This window comes from Pleionea sp. WD8-19, from assembly GCF_055326765.1.
In genome coordinates, this window is the sequence record NZ_JBUZOU010000026.1 from 14,523 (window position 1) to 37,179 (window position 22,657).

Here is a 22,657-nt window from a genome sequence, read left to right on the forward strand (position 1 = left end):
TGCGCCTTCAACCGCTCGGCCATCTCACCTATATCGAAGAAATAATCTTCGTATTAAAAATCACCAATTAAACTTTCTGGGTTCGGCAATTTTTGAGGGCGCTAACTATATGCAATTACAAAGCTTTTGACAATGCTTAACGCTAAAAATACTGTATTTCTCTCAAGATTACTGACTCACTCTTGCTCTCTTTTGACTAAACTGTTAAAGATGAATAAAAACCTTATTCAAATAGCAAATTAGGATAAAAGGTAACCATCTGTGGATATTAAGTTATTACTCCGATTAATGGCCGAGCGTTCTGCTTCCGATCTGTTTTTTAGTACGGGCGCTCCTCCGCATATGAAAATTGAAGGGGTTTCGACCCCGATGGGCCAGGGTCCATTGCCACCCGGCGCAATTAAAGACATCGCTTACAAAATTATGGATGAGCAACAAATCCGGGAGTTTGAAGAGGACTGGGAGCTCAACTTCGCCATTTCAGTTGAAGATATTGGCCGTTTTCGAGTCAATGTGTTCATGCAACGCGGCGAAGTGGGCATGGTAATGCGGCATATTAAGTCCGATATTCCAAGTATTGAAGACCTCAAGCTTCCCGCACCTTTAAAAGACCTGGTGATGGAGCGCAGCGGACTGGTTTTAGTTTGCGGCCCTACCGGATCGGGTAAGTCCACCACGTTGGCAGCCATGATCGATCACAGAAACCGGCGCGATACCAGTCATATACTCACGATTGAAGATCCCATTGAATTTCTTCATGAGCACAAAATGTCGATCATCGATCAACGAGAGATAGGTGTCGATACAAAGAATTATCATAACGCGCTGAAAAACGCGATGCGTGAAGCACCCGATGTGATTCTTATCGGAGAAATTCGAGATCAGGAAGCGATGGAATATGCCCTCTCTTACGCTCAAACCGGACATTTATGTTTGGCAACCATTCATGGAAATAACGCCAAACAAGTTTTAGAACGAATCCGTAACCTTTTCCCATCGGATATGCGTGGCAATGTGATGCAGGAGCTTTCCAGTGTATTAAAAGGCATTGTTTCACAACGACTGGTACGCAGCAAAACGGGTAACCGCGTCGCAGCGCACGAAATTTTGATGTACGCACCGGATATTGTTGAAATCATCAACAAAGGTACGTTGGACGATCTTCGAAAAGCCGTCGAAAACCATCAAATGGATGGCATGATGACATTCGATCAATGCCTGTTCAAACTGTATCGGCAAAAAGTGATCACCAAAGAAGATGCCCTCCACTTTGCGGAGTCGAAAACAGACTTAAACTTGAAAATGCGATTAGCAGAAAGTGGTAGTAAACCGGCAAGCCCACAAAAGAAAAAGCCCAGCGATGGGCCGAGCTTTAAAACGAAACTTTAAAATTAGCGATCAATTAACGTCTTAAAAAAACCGGATTTTACGTTTTTTTATTTTGCCACCGGCTTAACAAACTTAAGCGTCATGCGATCACTTTCACCAATCGCTCGATACTTCTCTTTGTTTTCTTCGCCTGCTGCAAACGTTGGTGGAAGCGTCCACACGCCTTTTGGATGATCCGCATTGTCTTTACTGTTGGCATTAATTTCGGATGTAGCAGCCAGTTTAAAGCCCGCTTGTTCTGCCCATTGGATCACCAAACTTTGCTTCATATATCCCGATCGTTTGTTATCCGGTTGCGATTTGTTCTCAGGTAATCGATGCTCGACAACGCCAAGAATGCCGCCAGGCTTTAATGCTGTATAAAATCCTTCAAATGCTTTTTTTACCCCAGCTTCATCGCCGTTCATATACCAATTATGTACATTGCGAAACGTTAACACCATATCTGCACTATTGGGTTGAGCAATGGCCAACTTTTCTGGCGGCTGAAATTCAGTTAACTCCACGTTGCCATAAGTCGATGTGTCTTTTATTTTTTCTTTATACTTGGCTAACGATTTTTGAAAGTAACCAACTTTAGACTCTGAATCGAAATGTGCAGCAATAAACTTTCCGTTTTCCTTTAATGCTGGTGCCAGAATGTCGGTGTACCAGCCACCGCCAGGCCAAACCTCAACAACCGTCATATTCGGTTGAAAACCAAAAAACTCAAGCGTTTGAGCCGGGTTGCGAAATTGATCACGAGACTCTCGCTGCGCTTTTCGGTGCTCGCCGTCAATGACTTTTTGAAGGGGTGTTGCAACGAGCGTACTCGACAAAGTCAATGTCAAAACAACGCACGCTAACTGTCCAAGAGACTTCTTCATTTTGTTTTTCTCCTGTGGGTTTATTGTATGAATAAAGGTGGTGGGTTACCGGTTAACAAACTCCACCATTCGCGTTAAAGGTATCAGAGCTTTTTCAGCTATTTTAGGATCCACTTCAATGTCAACGTCGCTGCGTTCAAAAACAGTAGATAGATTTTCCAATACGTTCATTTTCATCCAAGGACAATGCGCACAACTACGGCACGTGGCTCCTTCTCCAGCAGTGGGCGCAATGATGAGCTCTTTATCTGGCGCGGCTTGTTGCATCTTGTAAAAAATGCCGCGATCCGTTGCCACAATCACTTTTTTATGCGGTAAAGATTGCGCAGCTTTTATTAATTGAGATGTTGAGCCGACCACATCAGCCAGTTGAATAACGCTTTCTGGCGACTCAGGATGAACCAGCACAGCCGCATCGGGATGCAATGCTTTGGTTTGCTCCAAAGCTTTAAATTTAAACTCATCATGCACGATGCAGTGCCCTTGCCAAAGCACCATGTCTGCACCCGATTTTTGCTGGATGTAACGACCGAGATGGCGGTCAGGTGCCCAAATCAATTTTTCGCCTTTTGAGTCTAGGTATTCGACGACATCAACGGCAATTGAACTGGTGATCACCCAATCAGCACGCGCTTTAACCGCTGCAGAAGTATTGGCATAAACGACGACGGTACGATCCGGGTGTTGATCACAAAACTCTGCAAATGCGTCCGCAGGACACCCTAAGTCAAGCGAACAGGTTGCTTCCAATGTAGGCATGACCACGCGTTTTTCAGGACTTAAAATTTTCGCGGTTTCGCCCATAAACTTAACCCCTGCAATGATCAACGTTTGTGCGTCGTGCTTAGCGCCAAACTTGGCCATTTCCAGAGAGTCGCCTACAAAACCACCGCTGTCTTCCGCTAACGATTGTATTTCGTGATCGGTATAATAATGAGCGATTAACACCGCATTATGCTTGACCAGCTGCTCTTTGATGATCGTTCGATAGGCATTTTTTTCCTGCTCACTCAATACTTTAGGGGGAACAGGTAAAGGAACTTCTATATTAATTTGTGGTACTACTGCATTCATCCGAAGTGTCCGGAACATTCATGAATCCGGGTATTATACCTTTCCTTAGCTGTTTTGTTTAATTTTCGATTTTACCTAATTTCACACCGTTTTTTGCTTTCGCACGATCCAGTCGCTCTCAAGAAACCATTTTAAAAAATCACAAAACATAAAAACCCCGCGTTTTCGCGGGGTAGGACGACCGAATGGATCGTCATAGGCATGCCCAAAGGCATGGATCTGTCAGAATTTAAATAATATGGGAATTGTTATCCGAATAAACCACTCCCTACTTCAGACCTTGCTTCACGCCAACCGCCCAGCCAATGTTCCTTTGCATCTAGAGTGGTGTAAGGACAATTTTCCCTCGACTTTCCTACGAGTCCAGCTTGATAACCACGAGAATGTGCTCTTTCCAGACGGTCACGCTTTTGTCTTTTCATAGATAGGCTTCCCCTCTTTCGTTGACGATATAACTGTGTCAGTACAACAACTTTCTGTACTGTTGCCAAACAAGAATGCGTTCGGCAGAGTTGGTGCGGATGTAAGGGCATTTGCACCGAATTCATTGGCGAGCTCGTTCACTTCTCACCCATGATGGAGGCACAGCAAAACCTTACATCCACATATAGTATGAACTTAGAAGGTATTGACCTCTAACTCCAATAAAAATTCGCTATAAAAATTCCTGAAGTTTCTAGGGAGTGTGATCATTCGCCTGACCTCTCATCTTCAAATATCAACTTTTACTACTTATATATCAATAAGTTAGGGGCAACCAAAAGACTTTTCAACCACAATTTAGAAAATAGTTCATTTTCGATGCATTTTTGTAAAAAATATTAACTAGAAATGACATAAGTAACCAAAGATCAAGCACATAGCACATCCGTTTTTACTTATAACCGCTGATAAATTTTCCTCAATTAGACAGGTTGCGATCAGTCTTTCTTAGTGCTTTGCACAAAATCAGGTCGGATATCACGATCTTCTCTCCGTTTAACCTTTACGTTAACGTAAAGGTTGTCTTAGAATAGATTGCATGAACGATGACAAGGTTAAAACCTATACAATTAGCGAGTTGGCGAAAGCGTTCGATATTACGACACGCTCAATTCGCCACTATGAAGACTATGGTTTAATTCAACCAGAGCGCAAAGGCACCTATCGAGTCTACTCCCATAAAAATCGCACTCGCCTTCAACTGATATTGCGCGGAAAGCGCATTGGATTTTCTCTGGCCGAAATTAAAGAAATCATCGATCTCTATCAATTTCCTCACGGTGAAGAAAAGCAAACTGAATTTTTGTTATCCAAAATAGAGTTACGAAAAAAACAACTTCAGCAACAACTTAAAGACATTAATTCCATGCTTGATGAAATTGCCGATTTGGAAAAGCGAATTACGAGCAAAAACACAAATAAAACAAAGACCACTACTGATATCAGTGATAACTGATAAGGAAGAGCAAAATGTTTCCAAGTTTAAATTTTGATCTGGGTGAAACGGCCGACATGATCCGAGAAACGGTTCAAGGTTTCACTGAAAAAAACATCGCCCCCATCGCTACCGAAATTGACGAAAAAAATACCTTTCCTAATGAACTCTGGCCAAAGTTCGGTGAATTGGGTTTGCTAGGTATGACAGTAGAAGAAGAGTACGGCGGATCAGGTTTAGGCTATTTGGAACACGTAGTGGCTATGGAAGAAATCTCACGTGGCTCTGCATCCATTGGCTTGTCTTACGGCGCTCACTCTAATTTATGCCTGAATCAGTTGCGTAAAAACGGTAGCCACGAACAAAAGCTCAAATACTTGCCCAAACTGTGCAGCGGTGAACATATCGGCGCTCTGGCGATGAGTGAACCTGGTGCAGGGTCTGATGTCGTCAGCATGCGTTTGAAAGCCGAAGACAAAGGCGAACACTATTTACTTAACGGCAACAAAATGTGGATCACCAACGGTCCGGACGCCGATGTGTTAATCGTTTACGCCAAAACCGATCCGAATGCTGGCGCACGAGGGATCACCGCCTTCATCATTGAAAAATCAATGAAAGGTTTTTCCACCGCTCAAAAGCTCGACAAACTGGGGATGCGCGGCTCGAATACTTGCGAACTGGTGTTTGAAGATTGCGAAGTACCGAAAGAAAACATTCTTGGTGAGCTCAACCAGGGGGTCAAAGTACTCATGAGTGGTCTTGACTATGAACGGTTGGTTTTGTCTGCTGGACCACTCGGCATCATGCAAGCGTGTATGGATGTCGTTGTGCCTTATATTCACGAGCGTAAGCAGTTTGGACAAGCCATTGGAGAGTTTCAGCTGATACAAGGCAAAATTGCCGACATGTATACCACTCTGAATGCCTGTAAAGCCTACGTTTATGCGGTTGCAAAAGCCTGTGATCGGGGTGAAACAACCCGTAAAGATGCTGCCGGTGTTATCTTATACGCCGCCGAAAAAGCAACGCAAATGGCGCTCGATGCCATTCAATTGTTGGGTGGTAATGGTTATATCAATGAATACCCCACCGGTCGTTTATTGCGCGATGCCAAACTCTATGAAATTGGCGCGGGTACATCTGAAATACGTCGTATGTTGATCGGTCGAGAGTTATTTAAAGAAACCTCATAACACCTTGAGATTATTAAAATAATCTTCTTGGAAAGTCCGATTTGTTGCAGCGCATGATGCTGTTATTTTAAGTACAGTAAACCAACAAAGTTTTCAATATGAACTCGAGCTTGTTTGCAGACTCATTATGTAAAAGCCTTCAAGCTCAAAAACGGTAAGGACCAAATACAATGAGCAGCAGTGATCCAATTGTAATCGTAGGATTAGCACGTACTCCAATGGGTGGCTTTATGGGAGCCTTTTCAGATGTAAAAGCACCTGAATTAGGCGCCAATGCTATTGCCGCCGCCGTAGAGCGCGCCGGAATTAAAAGCGATGATGTCCAGGAAGTGATCATGGGTTGTGTGCTTCCGGCAGGACTCGGACAGGCGCCCGCTCGTCAAGCATCTTTGGCTGCTGGTATTCCCACTTCCGCTGGATGCACCACCATCAATAAAGTGTGCGGCTCAGGCATGAAATCCATGATGTTGGCACACGATTTACTTTCCGCCGGAACCAACGACATTATGGTTGCCGGTGGAATGGAAAGCATGACCAATGCTCCGTATATGTTGGATCGAGCTCGTAACGGTTATCGCTTCGGACACGGTAAAGTGTTAGACCATATGGCTTTCGATGGTCTAGAAGATGCCTATGAAGGACAAGCGATGGGAGTTTATGCCGAGCAAACGGTAGAAAAATACGGCTTTACTCGAGAGCAACAAGATGAATTTGCGATCACTTCATTAAAACGTGCACAAAAAGCCATTGAAGACGGTGCTTTCAAAGATGAAATTTCTCCGGTTGTGATCCAATCACGTAAAGGCGACTTCACGGTCGATACAGACGAACAACCCATGAAAGCGCGCCTCGATAAAATTCCACAACTTCGTCCTGCGTTTAAAAAAGACGGTACGGTAACGGCAGCTAATGCGAGCTCTATATCCGATGGCGCCGCCGCGGTAGTCATGATGCGACAATCCGAAGCAGAAAAACGCGGCTTAAAACCGATTGCAAAGATTCTAGGTCATGCGACACATTCGCGTATTCCGGCTGAATTTACCATTGCACCGGTTGGCGCAATCAAATCACTCTATGAAAAAACGGGCTGGTCGAATAAAGACGTGGATTTGTTTGAAATCAATGAAGCCTTCGCTGTTGTGGCCATGGCAGCCATCAAAGATCTTGAGTTGGACCACGAAAAAGTCAATGTTCACGGTGGCGCCTGTGCTTTAGGGCATCCTATCGGATGTTCAGGAACGCGTATTGTTGTAACCTTAATTGAAGCTTTAAAACGTTATGGCAAAAAACGAGGTGTCGCATCACTTTGTATCGGAGGTGGTGAAGCAACGGCATTAGCGGTAGAGTTGGTATAACATTCAACTTCCCTTCTCATTTGCTTGAGAAGGGATACTCTTGTTTGAATATCGCTTGTTTGAAAAACGACAGCAAAAGCCAAAGTACTATCAATTTCAAAGTAGTTTTTAATTCAAAGCAAAACGTAAAGGCACAGTAACCCGATGATCCTTACTGAAGAACAAAACATGATCCGTGACGCAGCTCGACAATACGTCGAAGAATGCATTAAGCCCCATGCCGCTAAATGGGATCAGGAAAAAATATTTCCTGCCGAAGCTTTAAAAGGTCTTGCCGAACTGGGCTTTTACGGAATGCTTATTCCGGAACAATGGGGAGGCTGCGACATTGGTTACACTTCGGCCGCATTGGTCATTGAAGAAATTGCGGTTGGCGATGCCGCTTGTTCAACCATCGTTAGTGTCACTAATTCAGTAGGCGCCATGCCAATTTACCAGTTTGGCAACGAAGAGCAAAAAGAAAAGTTCTTAAAGCCGCTTGCATCTGGTGAACAACTTGCAGCCTTTTGCTTAACGGAACCCCATGCAGGAAGTGATGCGTCCGATTTAAAAACCAAAGCAGTTCGCGACGGCGATCACTATGTCTTGAACGGCGTAAAACAGTTCATTACTTCCGGTAAACACGCCGATATTGCTATTGTGTTTGCGGTTACCGACCCCGAAGCGGGCAAGAAAGGCATCAGCGCATTTATCATTCCGACCAATACGCCCGGCTACATTGTCACCAATATTGAGCATAAAATGGGACAACACGCATCCGATACGGCACAAATTATTTTTGAAGATTGCCGCATCCCCGAAAGTTATCGGCTGGGTGCCGAAGGTGAAGGCTACAAAATTGCCCTCTCGAACCTTGAAGGTGGTCGCGTAGGTGTCGCTTCACAATGCGTTGGCATAGCACGCGCTGCATTGGAAGCAGCAACCGCTTATGCAAAAGAACGTACCAGTTTTGGAAAGCCTTTAATAAAACATCAGGCCATTGCTTTTAAATTAGCCGAAATGGCGACACAAATTGAAGCTGCTCGTCAACTCATATTGCATGCCGCACAATTAAAAGATCAAAAATTGCCTTGCCTGAAAGAAGCTTCCATGGCAAAACTTTTTGCTTCTGAAATGGCAGAGCGGGTTTGCTCCGAAGCGATTCAAATTCATGGCGGCTATGGATATTTGACTGACTTTCCCGTTGAAAAATATTATCGCGATGTTCGTATTTGCCAAATTTATGAAGGTACCAGCGAAGTACAAAAAATGGTAATCAGTCGCGCGGTTGAAAACGAATAGTATCAATTGCGAGTTGCGAGTTGCGAGTTGCGAGTTGCGAGTTGCGAGTTGCGAGTTGCGAGTTGCGAGTTGCGAGTTGCGAGTTGCGAGTTGCGAGTTGCGAAAAGATTATGAGATCTTATTTTTCTTTTCGAGTGAAACTAGACGCTTTTTATACTCGAATCTCGTAACTGATTTGAAACAAATTTGAACAAAAAAACAAAATAACGGAATCCAATCATGCCGGTGATAAAATCAAGCATTAATGCGCGAAGCGCCGAGTTTAAAGCCAATGCCGATCATATGAATGGGCTGGTTGATGATTTACGCGACAAAATGGCCGTCATAGCACAAGGCGGAGGCGATGAACGTAACCAAAAGCATTTAAGTCGTGGAAAATTACTGCCTCGTGATCGCGTACGTAAGCTGCTCGATGTTGGCTCCCCTTTTCTCGAGTTGTCTCAATTTGCAGCCTACGATATGTACAACAATGACGTTCCCGCGGCTGGCATCATTACCGGTATTGGTCGTGTAAGCGGTATCGAATGCATGATTGTTGCCAACGATGCTACGGTGAAAGGCGGCACTTATTTCCCCGAAACCGTTAAGAAACATTTACGCGCTCAAGAAGTCGCCGAAGAAAATCATTTGCCCTGTATTTATCTTGTGGACTCTGGCGGCGCTAACCTACCGCAACAAGATCAAGTTTTTCCCGATAAAGAACATTTTGGACGTATCTTTTTCAACCAAGCCAACTTATCGGCTAAAGGCATTCCTCAAATTGCCGTGGTAATGGGCAGTTGCACCGCAGGTGGCGCTTATGTTCCGGCCATGGCCGATGAAAGCATTATCGTAAAAGAACAAGGAACCATTTTTCTCGGTGGCCCACCTTTGGTAAAAGCAGCGACGGGTGAAGTTGTCACCGCCGAAGAGCTTGGTGGAGCCGATGTTCACTGCAAAACTTCCGGCGTGACCGACCATTACGCCAATAACGATGAGCACGCGCTACAAATATGCCGCCGTGTCGTAGCAAACTTAAACCACAAAAAACAATCGCATTGGCCGGTTAGTAAACCACTCGATCCTGCGTATCCTGTTGAAGAAATTTACGGTGTGGTTCCTCAAGATACTCGAAAACCCTACGATATTCGCGAAATCATTGCGCGCGTGGTTGATGGTTCGGAACTGGATGAGTTTAAACCGCTTTACGGAAATACTCTGATTTGCGGATTTGCAAAAATATGGGGTTATCCCGTCGGTATTATTGCCAACAACGGTATTTTATTTAACGAATCGGCATTAAAAGGCGCACATTTTATTGAGCTTTGTACGCAGCGCAATATTCCCTTAGTATTTTTACAAAACATCACCGGCTTTATGGTGGGTAAAAAATACGAAAACAGCGGCATCGCAAAAAACGGAGCCAAAATGGTGATGGCCGTTGCATGTGCTAAAGTGCCTAAATTTACCGTAATAGTTGGCGGCAGTTTTGGAGCGGGTAATTACGGTATGTGTGGTCGAGCTTACAGCCCTCGTTTTTTATGGATGTGGCCTAATGCCCGCATCTCGGTTATGGGTGGAGAACAAGCAGCCAATGTTTTGGCTCAGGTTAAACGCGACAACTTTGATCGAAAAGGCATTGAATGGTCTGCGAAAGAGGAAGCAGAATTTAAAACACCAATACAAGAACAATACGAAACTCAAGGACACCCCTATTACGCTTCTGCGCGACTGTGGGACGATGGCATCATTGATCCGGCCGATACTCGCATGGTGTTAGGTTTAGGATTATCGATGTCACTGAATGCCCCTCAGGAAAACACTCAATTTGGTGTATTCCGGATGTAGAAATCAGGTTTTGCAACATCGTTAAGGAGTTGTTACAAAGTACAAGATCGAGTCCCAGATAATCAACGAATAACAGGAGACAAACCGGTGAGTGAAGCAAAAGCATTGAAACTGGAAGTTACCGCCCAGGGAGCAGGTGTTATTATATTAAACCGTCCCGAAGTGCATAACGCGTTTGATGACAACTTGATCAAAGACCTCACTCGAGCGTTACAAAAAATGCAAGAACACCCTAAGGTGCGGCTGGTGGTATTAAAAGCGGAAGGCAAAAGCTTTTCTGCAGGTGCCGACCTTAACTGGATGCGCCGCATGGCCGACTACAGTTGGGCAGAGAATTATCAAGATTCGCTTGCACTGGCAACACTCATGCAAACGCTTTATCAATTTTCAAAGCCCACAATTGCAGTTGTTCAAGGGGCTGCTTTTGGTGGTGGTGTGGGTCTTGTAGCCGGTTGTGATATCGCCCTAGCCAGTGAAAAAGCTTCGTTTAGTTTATCGGAAGTTAAACTCGGACTGATTCCCTCAGTGATCAGCCCATATGTGATCAAAGCCATAGGTAAGCGACAGGCCAGCCGTTACTTTATCAGCGCCGAGCGTTTTGATGCTGAAACAGCGCAGCGTATCGGTCTAGTGCATCAAGTTATTCCCGTTGATGAGTTTGACAACTACACCAATGAATTTATTGGCACTGTGCTACAAAATGGGCCCGAAGCCATACAAGCAGCAAAAAATCTGATTAACTTTATAGACAACAACCCATACAACGAAGAGTTGATTCGCGAAACGGCACAAAAAATTTCAGACATTCGCGCTTCGAAAGAAGGTAAAGAAGGTGTCAGTGCATTTCTCGAAAAGCGCTCACCCAGTTGGATAACCACTGAAAAAGAATAGCAACTACGGAACTCAACATGTTCGATAAAATACTCATTGCCAATCGCGGTGAAATTGCCTGTCGTGTGATTAAAACAGCAAAAAAAATGGGGATCAAAACCGTCGCCGTTTATTCAGATGCCGATCAGCACGCGATGCATGTCAAGTTGGCGGACGAGGCCTGGTACCTAGGTCCCGCACCTGCCAAAAACAGTTATTTAAAAAGTGAATTAATCATCAACATTGCAAAGAAATCGGGAGCCAAAGCCATTCATCCTGGTTACGGCTTTCTGTCGGAAAATTCTGCGTTTGCAAAAGCCTGTGTCGAACAACAAATTGTTTTTATTGGCCCTCCTGCGTCCGCCATAGAAGCGATGGGTTCCAAAAGTGCCGCAAAAGAAATCATGGAAAAAGCGCAAGTTCCACTCGTTCCTGGTTACCATGGTGAAAATCAAGACAGTGACTATTTAAAGTCGCAGGCCTTTGCTATTGGTTATCCGGTGTTGATTAAAGCAACGGCTGGTGGCGGCGGTAAAGGCATGCGCATTGTTGAAAAACACGATGACTTTGAAGACGCGCTAACCTCCTGTAAACGAGAAGCGCTTTCTTCCTTTGGCGATGACAAAGTTTTGGTTGAAAAATATTTAACCAAACCCCGTCATGTCGAAATTCAGGTGTTTGCCGACAACCATGGTAACGCAGTGCATTTGTTTGAACGTGATTGCTCAGTGCAACGACGGCATCAAAAAGTCATTGAAGAAGCACCTGCCCCCGGACTCAGCGAAACACTCCGACAAAAAATGGGTGAAGTTGCAATTAAAGCGGCAAAAGCAATCGGATATCAAGGTGCGGGTACGGTAGAATTCTTATTAGATGTAGACGATTCTTTTTTCTTTATGGAAATGAATACCCGACTGCAAGTAGAACATCCGGTTACCGAAATGATCACCGGACAAGATTTAGTCGAATGGCAATTGCGCGTGGCCAATGATGAGCCTTTGCCACACGCTCAACAAGCACTGACAATTAACGGCCATGCATTTGAGGCTCGTATTTACGCGGAAGATCCCGACCAAAACTTTTTACCCGCCACTGGAAAGTTGACTCATCTTGCAACACCATTAGCAAACGACCATGTACGTATTGATACCGGGATCCAACAAGGTGACGAAGTTTCCATTCACTACGATCCCATGATCGCTAAACTTATCGTTTGGGATAAAGATCGTAACACCGCACTCGCCCGATTGCGTAGCGCGTTGTCTGAGTACCAAATAGTGGGATTAAAAACCAATCTTGAATTTCTTTATCAGTTAGCCGCGCATGATGGCTTCAATCAGGCCGATCTCGATACCAATTTTATTACGCGCTATCAAGATGAATTATTTGCGGACAAAGCAACAATCAACGATCAAGTACTGAGTGTTGCTGCACTGTACTTAATGTTAAAACAAAAAGATTTTGGTGATCATTATACGGCAGATGATGCGGATCCTTATTCGCCTTGGGACAGTGTCAATGGATGGAGATTGAATGAAGACAACTTCCATAAAATCACATTAATTGAAGCTGAGCATCGCTTGGAATATCCGGTAACGGTACATTTTCGAGATCACAGTTTTTTGGTTGAGTTACAAGACGGTGAACACCGAGTCTCCGGAACACTTAACGAAAAACAACTTAATGTGAACCTAGAAGGCGAACAGTTTACAGCGACGGTTGTTGATGAAAACTCCATCATTAATCTATTTTTAAAAGGCAGTAATTATCAACTCGAAGTTAAAATAGAAGGTTTAACCGATATCGAGCAAGACAATCACTCGAATTTATCTGCACCTATGCCTGGGACTATCATTTCGGTAATGGTCAATACTGGAGACAAAGTAGAAGCGGGTCAAGCACTGCTCGTAATGGAAGCGATGAAAATGGAGCACACTATTAAGGCCCCCGCGGATGGTATCGTGTCCGAACTTTTTTATCAGGAAGGCGACTTAGTGGAAGAAGGCGCAGAGCTGGTCATTTTTGAAGCCGAATAACTAGAGCGCTCTATGAATTACCCAAAAAAAATAAAACTGGTAGAAGTCGGTCCGCGCGACGGGCTGCAAAATGAAAAGCAACTGATCGAGACGCAAGATAAAATTGCACTCATCGATCGATTATCGGCGACAGGACTCAGTGTCGTAGAAGCCACCAGTTTTGTGTCACCCAAATGGGTACCGCAAATGGCCGATAATGCGAAAGTGATGGCCGGAATACAGCGAAGGGCCGGTGTTCGATATCCTGTATTAACACCCAACTTAAAAGGTTTTGAAGCCGCTATGGCTGCTGGCGCTGATGAAGTTTCGGTTTTTGCCGCCGCGTCAGAGAGCTTTTCACAAAAAAACATCAATTGTTCGATTACTGAAAGTTTGCAGCGGTTTGATCCGGTGATAAAAGCGGCCATACAAAATAAAATACGCGTGCGAGGCTATGTTTCCTGCGTATTGGGTTGTCCTTATGAAGGTAATGTATCGGTTCAAAAAGTTGCCGAAGTAACGGACCAGCTAATGCAAATGGGTTGCTACGAAGTTTCACTGGGGGACACCATTGGTGTTGGTACGCCATTAAAAGCACAAGTGATGTTACAAACAGTCGCAGAAAAAGTTACCATCGAAAAGCTGGCAATCCATTTTCACGATACCTATGGACAAGCACTCAGTAATATTTTGGCCTGTTTACAATTAGGGATCAGTACGATTGACAGCTCTGTTGCAGGATTGGGTGGATGCCCTTACGCTCAAGGTGCGTCGGGTAATGTTGCTACCGAAGACGTTGTTTATATGCTTCATGGTATGGGAATAGAAACCGGAGTTGATTTGAATAAGCTGGTGGAAACAGCTCATTTTATTTCCAAAAAGCTAGGTCGCAAGCCCAATTCCAAAGTAGCGAATGCGCTTCAAGATTAGTGAAGAGTTTAGAGTGACTAAAAATTCAATTGATTTAAACATAACAAGTACAAGGAGCTAATATGGCCGGTTTTGACAAAGTGGTTAAAACCTATGACGATGCAATGGCCGGACTTGAAGACGGTATGACCGTTATTGCCGGCGGCTTCGGATTATGTGGAATTCCAGAAGGTTTGATCGCGCAAATCAAAAAAATGGGCACCAAAAATCTGACCTTTGTATCCAATAACTGCGGTGTTGATGATTTTGGATTAGGCATTTTGTTGCAAGGCAAGCAAATCAAAAAAATGATCTCCTCTTATGTGGGTGAAAATGCCGAGTTTGAACGACAATTTCTTGCCGGAGAGTTAGAAGTGGAATTAACGCCACAAGGTACACTGGCTGAAAAAATGAGGGCTGGCGGTGCTGGAATTCCGGCATTTTACACCGCTACGGGTTTTGGTACTCCGGTCGCCGAAGGGAAAGAGTCACGACAATTTAACGGTCGAGATTACATTCTTGAAGAATCTATAACGGGTGAATTTGCAATTGTACGTGCCTGGAAAGCGGATCGTTTCGGTAATTGTATTTACCGAGATACGGCCATGAATTTTAACCCTATGGCGGCTACCGCCGGCAAAATTACGGTGGTTGAAGCCGAAGAAATCGTCGAACCAGGTGAACTCAAACCAACTGAAATTCACACACCCGGTATTTACGTGGATCGGGTGATTCAGGGTAAATTTGAGAAACGTATTGAACGTCTGACACTGCGCAATTCATAAGGAGAATATTTATGGCTTTAACTCGTGACCAAATTGCCATGCGTGTCGCACGTGAATTAAAAGATGGCTACTACGTCAATCTGGGCATTGGTATTCCAACACTGGTGGCAAACTTTGTACCGGAAGGTATTGAAGTGATGCTGCAATCAGAAAATGGCTTACTAGGAATGGGCCCCTACCCTACCGAAGCGCAAGTGGATCCGGATATGATTAACGCCGGTAAAGAAACAGTCACTGCGGTAACCGGTGCGGCAATTTTTAACTCAGCAGAAAGCTTTGCCATGATCCGTGGTGGTCATGTTGACTTAACGGTACTCGGCGCTTTTGAAGTTGATGTTGAAGGTAATATTGCAAGCTATATGATCCCTGGAAAACTTGTAAAGGGTATGGGCGGAGCTATGGATTTGGTGGCCGGCGCACAAAATATCGTGGTAACTATGACGCACGCTGACAAGCACGGTAACTCTAAATTATTGAACAAATGTACCCTACCTTTAACCGGTGTTCATTGCATCAATAAAATAGTTACTGACCTTGCCGTTATTGAAATCAAAGACGGCGCGTTTCATTTGCTAGAACGAGCGCCTGGCGTTTCCGTCGAAGAAATTCAACAAAAAACAGCAGGTACACTGAAGATAGACGGTGATATTCCTGAAATGAAATTCTAAGTTGTCAACAACTTGATTGTGGCAATCGATTTGATTGCCATTTTTTATTTTTATTAACTGAAATCATTAACTAAAAAGCACAATTATTATGAAAAAACTTCTTACGTTACTCAGTATATTCGCATTCACAGCTTCCGTAGCTGATGAAGGCATGTGGCAGCCCCATCAATTGCCCGAAATTACCAAACAATTAAAAAAAGCCGGATTAAAATTAAATCCGAAAAATTTAACCGATCTTACCGGTTTCCCAATGGGTGCCATTGTTAGCCTCGGTGGTTGTACCGCTTCTTTCGTGTCAGATAAGGGCCTAGTGGTTACCAATCATCACTGTGCCTATGGCTCCATTCAATACAATTCAACTGAAGACAACAACTTGTTGGAAAAAGGCTTTCTGGCAAAAACGTTTAAAGACGAAGTTCCTGCTGCACCAGGCTCAAAAATCTTTGTCACAGAAAACATCACAAACGTCACTGCGCAAATCACTGATGGATTAAATGCCACAATGACAGGCAATGAGCGTTATCAACACATCGACAAGCAATCAAAAACGTTGGTAGCAGAATGTGAGAGCGATAAAGCTTATCGGTGTTCTGTTGTTAATTTCCACGGTGGTCTCGAATACTACCTGTTTAAACAACTTCAAATTCGCGACGTACGTTTGGTTCACGCGCCTGCTAAAAGTATCGGTAAATACGGTGGTGATATCGATAACTGGATGTGGCCTCGCCATACCGGCGACTATGCTTTTTATCGTGCTTATGTTGGTAAAGATGGCAAGCCAGCAGACTTCAACGAAGAAAACGTACCTTATCAACCCAAACATCACTTAAAAGTGAACGCAAAAAGCGTTAAAGAAGGCGACTACATCATGGTTTTAGGGTACCCAGGACGAACTAACCGGTACCGTACCGCATCTGAAGTTAAACATACTTTTACGGAAAGTTACCCTTTAACGAAAGAATTAATGGGATCACTCATTGAGCAAATTAAGACTCATTCTGAAGAAGGCAGCGATGCGCGTATTAAATACGAAAGTTTATTGGCCGGATTAGCCAACTACGAAAAAAATCGTGGCAGTATGATGGAAAGCTATCACAAAGGAACAACTCAACAACGTAAAGACCAACTGGATCAAAACCTTCGCGAATGGATTGCAGACGATAAACAGCGTCAACAAAAATACGGGTCGGTCCTTTCAGAGTTGGATGCTTTAGTCAAACAAGCTCAATTAGCCGACAAACGCGATACCATTTTAGGGTATATGGGCATTTCCAGCATGCTTAATTCAGCTAGTAGATTGCATCGTCTGGCTGTTGAAAAACAAAAAGACGATATGGATCGCGAAAGCGGATATCAAGAGCGTGATAAGAAAAACTTTGAGCAAAGCATGCAGCGGATTGCTCGGCGTTACGACGCAAAAGTAGATCAAGCTATGTTGTTTGACTTGTTAAGCCGATACGCTCAATTACCGGCTGAACAACGTATTGCCGATCTGGATCGCTTTTTCGGCCTAGATGATGGATTCAATGCCGATAAACTGCAGAGCAAACTGACTAGCATGTATAAAAAAACTCAATTAGGCGACGAAAAAGTACGGTTGGAGTGGATGGAAAAGCCTCTGGCGGAATTTGAAAAAAGTAACGATCCCTTCATCCAGTATTCGGTGAAAACGTTTGACGCTCGTCAAAAAATGGAAGCCGAAGAAAAAGAATTGTCTGGCCAATTTAATGCCGTACGTCCTAAATACATGGAAGCAATAATCGCTTATAACAAATCGAAAAACTTACCCATTTATGCCGATGCCAATAGTACGTTACGTGTGACTTATGGCAATGTTAAAGGCTATAGTCCTAAAGACGGACTTTACGCTACCCCGTTTACAACGCTTGAAGGCATTACTGAAAAAGATACCGGAGTTTGGCCTTTTAACTCTCCGAAAAAACAACTGGAGCTGATCAACCAAAAACACTATGGTAAGTACAAAGATAAATCGCTAGGGTCAGTACCGGTGAACTACCTAGGTACTCTGGATATTACTGGCGGCAACTCGGGTTCTCCGACCTTAAACAACAAGGCAGAACTGGTTGGCCTAGTGTTCGACGGTGTTTATGAAAGCATTATTGGTGATTGGGATTATGACCCCTCTCTTAACCGATCGATTCACGTCGATTCACGATACATGTTATGGGTTATGGAACATGTTGACGAAGCGACTAACTTGATTGAAGAAATGGATATTGTTCGTTAATTGCCTTTTAAAAAAACGCCCCTAGACGGGGCGTTTTTTTATAAATTAATTCTCGCAGGCTTAAAACCGATTCATAAAGTCAAATTAAGACTCACTTTTCATTTCCCATAGGTCATACCAATTCACTGGCACAATTTCATTTACCGTTAACGGACGAAACACTTCAACCGTTGTTTCCGCCAAAACTCGAAGCATCGGCCTAGGGTAACGTGCACCTTTAGGACTTATCACACTTTTAACAACAGGCTTAATGGTACTGGTTAAATTGCGTTTTACAATGACGGCCGTTTCTCCATTATTTAGTAGCACAAAGGTACCAGGAGGATAAATGCCCATTGCTTTTATAAAGCTTCCATAAAGCACAGCATCCGGATCCTGATTCATTAAAAAGATTTCTCGCAATGCTTTTTTAGAAGGCAGCGCCTCTCGATACGCTCTTTTCGAAGTCATGGCCGCGTAGCTGTCAGCAATACCCACCAGTTTTGCAATTTTAGGAATTTTATCCGCTGTTAACTTATACGGATAACCGCTGCCGTCGGGCCGTTCGTGGTGGTAAAGCACTGCATTCACAATGTTTTCATTTTGAATGCCAGCGGCTTGAATAATCTCCACCGATTGCATCGGATGGCTTTCGATATGCTCTCGTTGACGCTCCGTTAACGGTGATGCTTGCGCATTAATATCATCTTGCCGTGCCCAGTAGGAAACATTCTGCAATAAAGCACCTGATATCATGCAAACCACTTCAGGTTCCGTCATACCAACCGCTTGAGCCGCTAAACTGGCAAGAATTGAACTAACTATCGTTTGATGAATGGCTGAGTCTTGATGAAAAGGCCAGTGCGCGAAACCTAAAGCAATATCAGGATGAGCACACACCACTTGATAAATTTCATAGGACAATTTATCCAACATTAAATGCGAAGAAGGCCTACTCTCTTCAATTGATTTCAATAAATTTTGCAAACGTAAATTTATAGAATCCAACTGTGCAAAAGGGTGAATATTTTCGATTATTTTTTGTGATCGATCGGATAAATAAGTGGGTTTTGCAGGATGATTGTCTTGCCGGTAAAACGCCTGTCGATTCAGTCGCTCTACCTGAGATTGATTTTTAATTATTGTTCCTTGCTTAAAAAGTAACTTTCCCTTCTCATCATATAATGAAAAAGGAATTTCTTTACCCACCGATAATGAAAGTTTCGAAATATCTACAAGTTGCAACAGAAAAGCCTAAATAGAATATTATTCGCTCTTATTACGAATATAGTTGACCGACAGCCTAACGCCATGAAATTGACTTATGAGATGTCATATAATCTTTACCATACACAACTTGCATGTCGAGGTAAAACCCTAAATACTTGTTAATTTTACCGCTCATTCATTCACATTCTTGGGCTTCACACTCACTTTCTGGACAACTTTCATTTTGACAACATTGTTCGTTCAGAAAATCCACAACCTCAGATAAAGCCTGAAATTGCGGTATACAGAACAATGTTCGACTCTGCCGCTCCTGCTTCACCAACCCGACTTGTACCATACGCGATATATGATGCGACAAAGTAGAGCCAGGAATATCCAGTGATTTCTGAATATCACCCACCGGAGCTCCCTGATTTCCAGACATGACGAGGTACTTAAAGATCGACAGCCGAGTTGGATGTCCTAACTCGGCCAATCGATTTGCAATCAACTCCAGTTCCATAGTGCTCTCTTTTAAAATTTCAGTATCTTAATTCTATCTTTCTAGAAATATTTTGACAATTCGATAATTCTGGAAATATAATATTTCTATCATATTAGAAATATAGAAGAGAGCAGCATGTCCACTTCCAACAACCTGAACAATGCATTCGAGTTTTTCATCAGTACCCTCCTAGAATTAACCTTGTTATTTCTGGTGATCAGTTTTCTGGTCGGGTTGATTAACCAATGGCTTCCTGCAGATCGCATACAACGCGTCTTGTCTGGAAATCGTGGATACCTATTAGCCACTATGCTTGGTGCCCTTACACCGTTTTGCAGTTGTTCAACCCTTCCGATGACGAGCGGATTGATTCAAGCTAAAGCGCCTTTTGGACCGACCATGACATTTTTGTTTACCTCTCCTTTGTTAAATCCTTATCTTGCCGGACTTTGCTGGATAGCCTTTGGTCCCACCATCACTCTGTTTTATGCATTTTCTGTTGTATGCCTTGCAATCAGCAGTGGCTATTTGCTGGATGCTTTAAACTTTAAACGATTTATAAAGCCAGAAGTACTCAGCCATTGTGGCTCCGAATGCCGAAGTAGCGACAAAGAGCCTCATCAAAACGCCATAAACTGGAGAGGCGTGAGCAAAGAAGCCTTCAAGCAATTTTTTGGATTTTTACCCTATATGTTCGTTGGCATTGCCGTAGGAGCCATTTTACATGGGTTTGTTCCAGAAAGCTGGTTTAGCAGCATGGGTGAGAAAGAGCCGTTCTGGTTGATTCCTTTAGCCGCTATTGTTGGGGTATTCCTCTATGTTCGAGCAAGTACTATGATTCCAGTAGCAACATCGCTCATGGCAAAAGGCGTGAGTTTAGGAGCAATTATGGCGCTAACCATTGGAGGAGCAGGAGCCAGTTTGCCCGAAATGATTATGCTCAAAAAATTATTCCAGCTTCCAATGTTACTGGCTTTCATCGCGCTGGTATTTATTACAGCCTGCACCACCGGCTTTTTAATTAATCAATTCGTAATGGTGTGAAGACTCATGAATTTAGCGCACAACACACATACCATTGAAGCAATTCAAGTGATAGAACAGGTAAACCAACATCAATTAGGGATGTTGGAGAAAGGTCAATTCAAACATTGCCCAATTACCCTTCAGCCATGGTTAATAACCAACAAGCAATGGCAACATGCGGTAGAAGCCGCTCGGCTATTAACTCGGCTATACCAAAAGTTAAGCCACAATAACCATTGGATCGCAAACACGTTTGGCCGAGTAAATAGCGCGTCATCATTAACCGCTCAACTTATACAGTCTTTTAAACTTGAAAAAATCGGTGCCTTGCGAGCGCAATCGCTTGATTTAATTCGGCACGATATGATGCTCGATATTAACGGCCACTGGCGATTAGTTGAGAGCAATTCTATCGCAGCGGGAATGGGTCCCTTTAGTGAAGCTGTTGGAAAAATTCAGCAAACGATGGTGCAGAACAGTCATTACTTTTACCCTGAGAACCCAGCGACCGAATCCTTATCGCAAGCTATGTTCGACGCCAGTAAACAGCATGCGGGTCATCAACATCCCGTCATCATTTTTGTTGTCGAAGAAAATGAAGACAATATTTACGATCAACTTAAATTGAGTGAACAGCTTAAAAGCCTTGGTGCGCGAGTGTACCGAAAAACACTGTCGGATTTGTATCAACAACTTTCAACAACGAAAAATCATCGCTTAAGTCTTCCGGATACTGGAGAGATCAATTTACTCTATTATCGAAGTGGTTATAACCTCTCAGATTATCGCGATAACTCTAATCGAACCGCCACATTACTCAGTTTACGAAGCTGGATTGAAGCGCATGATGTGATTGTCAGCCCGACGATCGCTATGCAGTTGACGACCAGTAAGTTAGCACAAATGAAAATCACCCAACTTTCACGTTCTGCCCTGATCGAACAATTCCAATTTAAACCCAACGAAGCCGATATCATTAAACGTGTGCTCGCTTGCCCTATTGTTGCTTTAGAGTCACTGCACCAAGCGCAACGGCTAATGAATGAAAATGGTTGGATCGCAAAAAATCAAAACGAAGGTGGCGGCAATGTGTTTGATACCTACGAACAGTTTAAGCAAGCATTTTTACAAAGTGGTCGTCATTTTGATGACTGGCTATTAATGAAGCGCATTAACAGTAAAATACGAAAAGCGTCAACACAGCTATTGAAAAATAGAAAAATAGAGTTCTTACCGTCATTAACTTCTGAGCTGGGTATATTTGCGATAGGCGATCAGTCGATGTATGCAGGTTATTTGCTGCGCAGCAAACCCTGTAACGAACTAGAAGCTGGAATACACCGAGGCAGTGGCTTGATTGACGCTGTCGCAATAAAGTAAGTGAAACGCAATAAGTTATTTTTTTCGAAACGAATTCGGCTTCACTAATAACCAGCTAAGTACGACGATGAATCCGAAAAGAGAATAACTCAAAGTAAAAACCCACTCCTCGGCTTGAAAATATAGAATTTTATGCAGCCAATGCGCAATAAAAGAACCGGAGTAAACCACATCACCGGCTTTTGCCCGTAATGACATCTCCCAAACAGTTAACGGACATATCATTCCAAACCAAGATTGGATTACAACAAAACCAATGGCAGCTAAATGCGCCCAACGAAACCAGGGATTTTTAATCCATCCCCAAAACAAAAACTTGCCAACAATAATTAACAGCAAACCAACAACCACGAACGCCACAAACAGCACGTGTGTTATTAATAGCGCATCAGCAGCAAATAAGTAGAACGAATTAGAATTCATTATTTGTAGTAGCTCATACTAAAACGGACACTTTCGAATTAAGCGTTTGACCTAATCGTACAACTTATATCGTACAATTTATTCTGCAAACGGCCAAAAGCGACATTATCACTCTGTGAACGTCCAGTAAACCACACCTAGTGCTCAACGTTAAGGGGCTTTACTCTTTCCTCCTGATTAACTTACCAGGAGATATCCAATGAGCCGAAAAACCTTAGCTGACTGGCAAACCATT

At 43.4% G+C, this 22,657-nt stretch carries 20 protein-coding genes; 14 read left to right on the forward strand and 6 right to left on the reverse strand.

Going from position 1 to position 22,657, the window contains the following annotated elements:
* The first annotated feature begins 261 nt into the window (after window positions 1-261).
* Window positions 262-1,389: a PilT/PilU family type 4a pilus ATPase gene (locus tag ACTUJY_RS19760; RefSeq protein WP_463617863.1), complete on the forward strand. Its 1,128-nt coding sequence runs from the start codon at window positions 262-264 to the stop codon at window positions 1,387-1,389.
* 47 nt (window positions 1,390-1,436) lie between these two features.
* On the opposite strand, the gene ACTUJY_RS19765 is transcribed toward ACTUJY_RS19760, so the two are convergent.
* The 3 genes from ACTUJY_RS19765 to rmf form a co-directional block, all read right to left on the reverse strand.
* Window positions 1,437-2,255 carry a class I SAM-dependent methyltransferase gene (locus ACTUJY_RS19765; RefSeq protein WP_463617864.1) on the reverse strand — a complete coding sequence of 273 codons (819 nt, stop codon included), beginning with the start codon at window positions 2,253-2,255 and terminating at the stop codon, window positions 1,437-1,439.
* Window positions 2,256-2,300: 45 nt separating this feature from the next.
* Window positions 2,301-3,329 carry a quinolinate synthase NadA gene (gene nadA / locus ACTUJY_RS19770; RefSeq protein ID WP_463617865.1) on the reverse strand — a complete coding sequence of 343 codons (1,029 nt, stop codon included), beginning with the start codon at window positions 3,327-3,329 and terminating at the stop codon, window positions 2,301-2,303.
* A 248-nt stretch (window positions 3,330-3,577) separates the two neighbouring features.
* A complete protein-coding gene (gene rmf, locus ACTUJY_RS19775; RefSeq protein WP_463617866.1) occupies window positions 3,578-3,877 on the reverse strand; it encodes a ribosome modulation factor in 300 nt (99 codons plus the stop codon).
* Window positions 3,878-4,350: 473 nt separating this feature from the next.
* Here rmf and ACTUJY_RS19780 point away from each other — a divergent pair, with 473 nt between their 5' ends.
* The 11 genes from ACTUJY_RS19780 to ACTUJY_RS19830 all read left to right on the forward strand — a co-directional run bounded on the left by ACTUJY_RS19780 (window position 4,351) and on the right by ACTUJY_RS19830 (window position 17,900).
* Window positions 4,351-4,767 carry a MerR family transcriptional regulator gene (locus tag ACTUJY_RS19780; RefSeq protein ID WP_463617867.1) on the forward strand — a complete coding sequence of 139 codons (417 nt, stop codon included), beginning with the start codon at window positions 4,351-4,353 and terminating at the stop codon, window positions 4,765-4,767.
* A gap of 56 nt (window positions 4,768-4,823) precedes the next feature.
* Window positions 4,824-5,942 (forward strand): isovaleryl-CoA dehydrogenase, encoded by a 1,119-nt coding sequence (locus tag ACTUJY_RS19785; RefSeq protein ID WP_463617882.1) that lies wholly within the window; start codon window positions 4,824-4,826, stop codon window positions 5,940-5,942.
* 170 nt (window positions 5,943-6,112) lie between these two features.
* Window positions 6,113-7,297, forward strand: coding sequence for an acetyl-CoA C-acyltransferase (locus tag ACTUJY_RS19790; RefSeq protein WP_463617868.1), 1,185 nt, complete (start codon window positions 6,113-6,115; stop codon window positions 7,295-7,297).
* 144 nt (window positions 7,298-7,441) lie between these two features.
* Complete coding sequence (locus tag ACTUJY_RS19795; protein WP_463617869.1) at window positions 7,442-8,578, forward strand: acyl-CoA dehydrogenase family protein; 1,137 nt, start codon at window positions 7,442-7,444, stop codon at window positions 8,576-8,578.
* A 219-nt stretch (window positions 8,579-8,797) separates the two neighbouring features.
* Window positions 8,798-10,405: a carboxyl transferase domain-containing protein gene (locus ACTUJY_RS19800; protein ID WP_463617870.1), complete on the forward strand. Its 1,608-nt coding sequence runs from the start codon at window positions 8,798-8,800 to the stop codon at window positions 10,403-10,405.
* An 87-nt stretch (window positions 10,406-10,492) separates the two neighbouring features.
* Complete coding sequence (locus ACTUJY_RS19805) at window positions 10,493-11,296, forward strand: enoyl-CoA hydratase/isomerase family protein (protein ID WP_463617871.1); 804 nt, start codon at window positions 10,493-10,495, stop codon at window positions 11,294-11,296.
* Between the two features lie 17 nt (window positions 11,297-11,313).
* Complete coding sequence (locus tag ACTUJY_RS19810; RefSeq protein WP_463617872.1) at window positions 11,314-13,311, forward strand: acetyl/propionyl/methylcrotonyl-CoA carboxylase subunit alpha; 1,998 nt, start codon at window positions 11,314-11,316, stop codon at window positions 13,309-13,311.
* A 12-nt stretch (window positions 13,312-13,323) separates the two neighbouring features.
* On the forward strand, window positions 13,324-14,220 hold the full coding sequence (locus tag ACTUJY_RS19815; protein ID WP_463617873.1) for a hydroxymethylglutaryl-CoA lyase: 897 nt from the start codon (window positions 13,324-13,326) through the stop codon (window positions 14,218-14,220).
* Between the two features lie 62 nt (window positions 14,221-14,282).
* Window positions 14,283-14,984, forward strand: a complete 702-nt coding sequence (locus ACTUJY_RS19820) for a CoA transferase subunit A (protein ID WP_463617874.1) — start codon at window positions 14,283-14,285, stop codon at window positions 14,982-14,984.
* An 11-nt stretch (window positions 14,985-14,995) separates the two neighbouring features.
* Complete coding sequence (locus ACTUJY_RS19825) at window positions 14,996-15,652, forward strand: CoA transferase subunit B (RefSeq protein ID WP_463617875.1); 657 nt, start codon at window positions 14,996-14,998, stop codon at window positions 15,650-15,652.
* Between the two features lie 88 nt (window positions 15,653-15,740).
* Window positions 15,741-17,900 (forward strand): S46 family peptidase, encoded by a 2,160-nt coding sequence (locus ACTUJY_RS19830; RefSeq protein ID WP_463617876.1) that lies wholly within the window; start codon window positions 15,741-15,743, stop codon window positions 17,898-17,900.
* An 84-nt stretch (window positions 17,901-17,984) separates the two neighbouring features.
* Here ACTUJY_RS19830 and ACTUJY_RS19835 read toward each other — a convergent pair whose 3' ends face one another.
* Together ACTUJY_RS19835 and ACTUJY_RS19840 are read right to left on the reverse strand one after the other, a co-directional pair.
* On the reverse strand, window positions 17,985-19,124 hold the full coding sequence (locus tag ACTUJY_RS19835; RefSeq protein ID WP_463617877.1) for an HD-GYP domain-containing protein: 1,140 nt from the start codon (window positions 19,122-19,124) through the stop codon (window positions 17,985-17,987).
* 160 nt (window positions 19,125-19,284) lie between these two features.
* Complete coding sequence (locus ACTUJY_RS19840) at window positions 19,285-19,611, reverse strand: ArsR/SmtB family transcription factor (protein WP_463617878.1); 327 nt, start codon at window positions 19,609-19,611, stop codon at window positions 19,285-19,287.
* A 117-nt stretch (window positions 19,612-19,728) separates the two neighbouring features.
* Here ACTUJY_RS19840 and ACTUJY_RS19845 point away from each other — a divergent pair, with 117 nt between their 5' ends.
* The gene (locus ACTUJY_RS19845) at window positions 19,729-20,637 is read left to right on the forward strand and encodes a permease (protein WP_463617879.1); all 909 of its coding nucleotides are present in this window, start codon (window positions 19,729-19,731) and stop codon (window positions 20,635-20,637) included.
* 6 nt (window positions 20,638-20,643) lie between these two features.
* Window positions 20,644-21,999 carry a hypothetical protein gene (locus tag ACTUJY_RS19850; RefSeq protein ID WP_463617880.1) on the forward strand — a complete coding sequence of 452 codons (1,356 nt, stop codon included), beginning with the start codon at window positions 20,644-20,646 and terminating at the stop codon, window positions 21,997-21,999.
* Between the two features lie 15 nt (window positions 22,000-22,014).
* Here the strand turns inward: ACTUJY_RS19850 and ACTUJY_RS19855 are convergent, their stop codons facing one another.
* Window positions 22,015-22,422: a DUF2784 domain-containing protein gene (locus ACTUJY_RS19855; RefSeq protein WP_463617881.1), complete on the reverse strand. Its 408-nt coding sequence runs from the start codon at window positions 22,420-22,422 to the stop codon at window positions 22,015-22,017.
* Window positions 22,423-22,657: the final 235 nt, after the last annotated feature.

Coding starts and splice junctions, on each gene's coding strand:
- ACTUJY_RS19765 (WP_463617864.1), bottom strand. CDS start 2,255: ATGAAGAAGTCTCTTGGACAGTTAGCGTGCGTTGTTTTGACATTGACT.
- nadA (WP_463617865.1), bottom strand. CDS start 3,329: ATGAATGCAGTAGTACCACAAATTAATATAGAAGTTCCTTTACCTGTT.
- rmf (WP_463617866.1), bottom strand. CDS start 3,877: ATGAATTCGGTGCAAATGCCCTTACATCCGCACCAACTCTGCCGAACG.
- ACTUJY_RS19780 (WP_463617867.1), top strand. CDS start 4,351: ATGAACGATGACAAGGTTAAAACCTATACAATTAGCGAGTTGGCGAAA.
- ACTUJY_RS19785 (WP_463617882.1), top strand. CDS start 4,824: ATGATCCGAGAAACGGTTCAAGGTTTCACTGAAAAAAACATCGCCCCC.
- ACTUJY_RS19790 (WP_463617868.1), top strand. CDS start 6,113: ATGAGCAGCAGTGATCCAATTGTAATCGTAGGATTAGCACGTACTCCA.
- ACTUJY_RS19795 (WP_463617869.1), top strand. CDS start 7,442: ATGATCCTTACTGAAGAACAAAACATGATCCGTGACGCAGCTCGACAA.
- ACTUJY_RS19800 (WP_463617870.1), top strand. CDS start 8,798: ATGCCGGTGATAAAATCAAGCATTAATGCGCGAAGCGCCGAGTTTAAA.
- ACTUJY_RS19810 (WP_463617872.1), top strand. CDS start 11,314: ATGTTCGATAAAATACTCATTGCCAATCGCGGTGAAATTGCCTGTCGT.
- ACTUJY_RS19815 (WP_463617873.1), top strand. CDS start 13,324: ATGAATTACCCAAAAAAAATAAAACTGGTAGAAGTCGGTCCGCGCGAC.
- ACTUJY_RS19820 (WP_463617874.1), top strand. CDS start 14,283: ATGGCCGGTTTTGACAAAGTGGTTAAAACCTATGACGATGCAATGGCC.
- ACTUJY_RS19825 (WP_463617875.1), top strand. CDS start 14,996: ATGGCTTTAACTCGTGACCAAATTGCCATGCGTGTCGCACGTGAATTA.
- ACTUJY_RS19830 (WP_463617876.1), top strand. CDS start 15,741: ATGAAAAAACTTCTTACGTTACTCAGTATATTCGCATTCACAGCTTCC.
- ACTUJY_RS19840 (WP_463617878.1), bottom strand. CDS start 19,611: ATGGAACTGGAGTTGATTGCAAATCGATTGGCCGAGTTAGGACATCCA.
- ACTUJY_RS19845 (WP_463617879.1), top strand. CDS start 19,729: ATGTCCACTTCCAACAACCTGAACAATGCATTCGAGTTTTTCATCAGT.
- ACTUJY_RS19850 (WP_463617880.1), top strand. CDS start 20,644: ATGAATTTAGCGCACAACACACATACCATTGAAGCAATTCAAGTGATA.
- ACTUJY_RS19855 (WP_463617881.1), bottom strand. CDS start 22,422: ATGAATTCTAATTCGTTCTACTTATTTGCTGCTGATGCGCTATTAATA.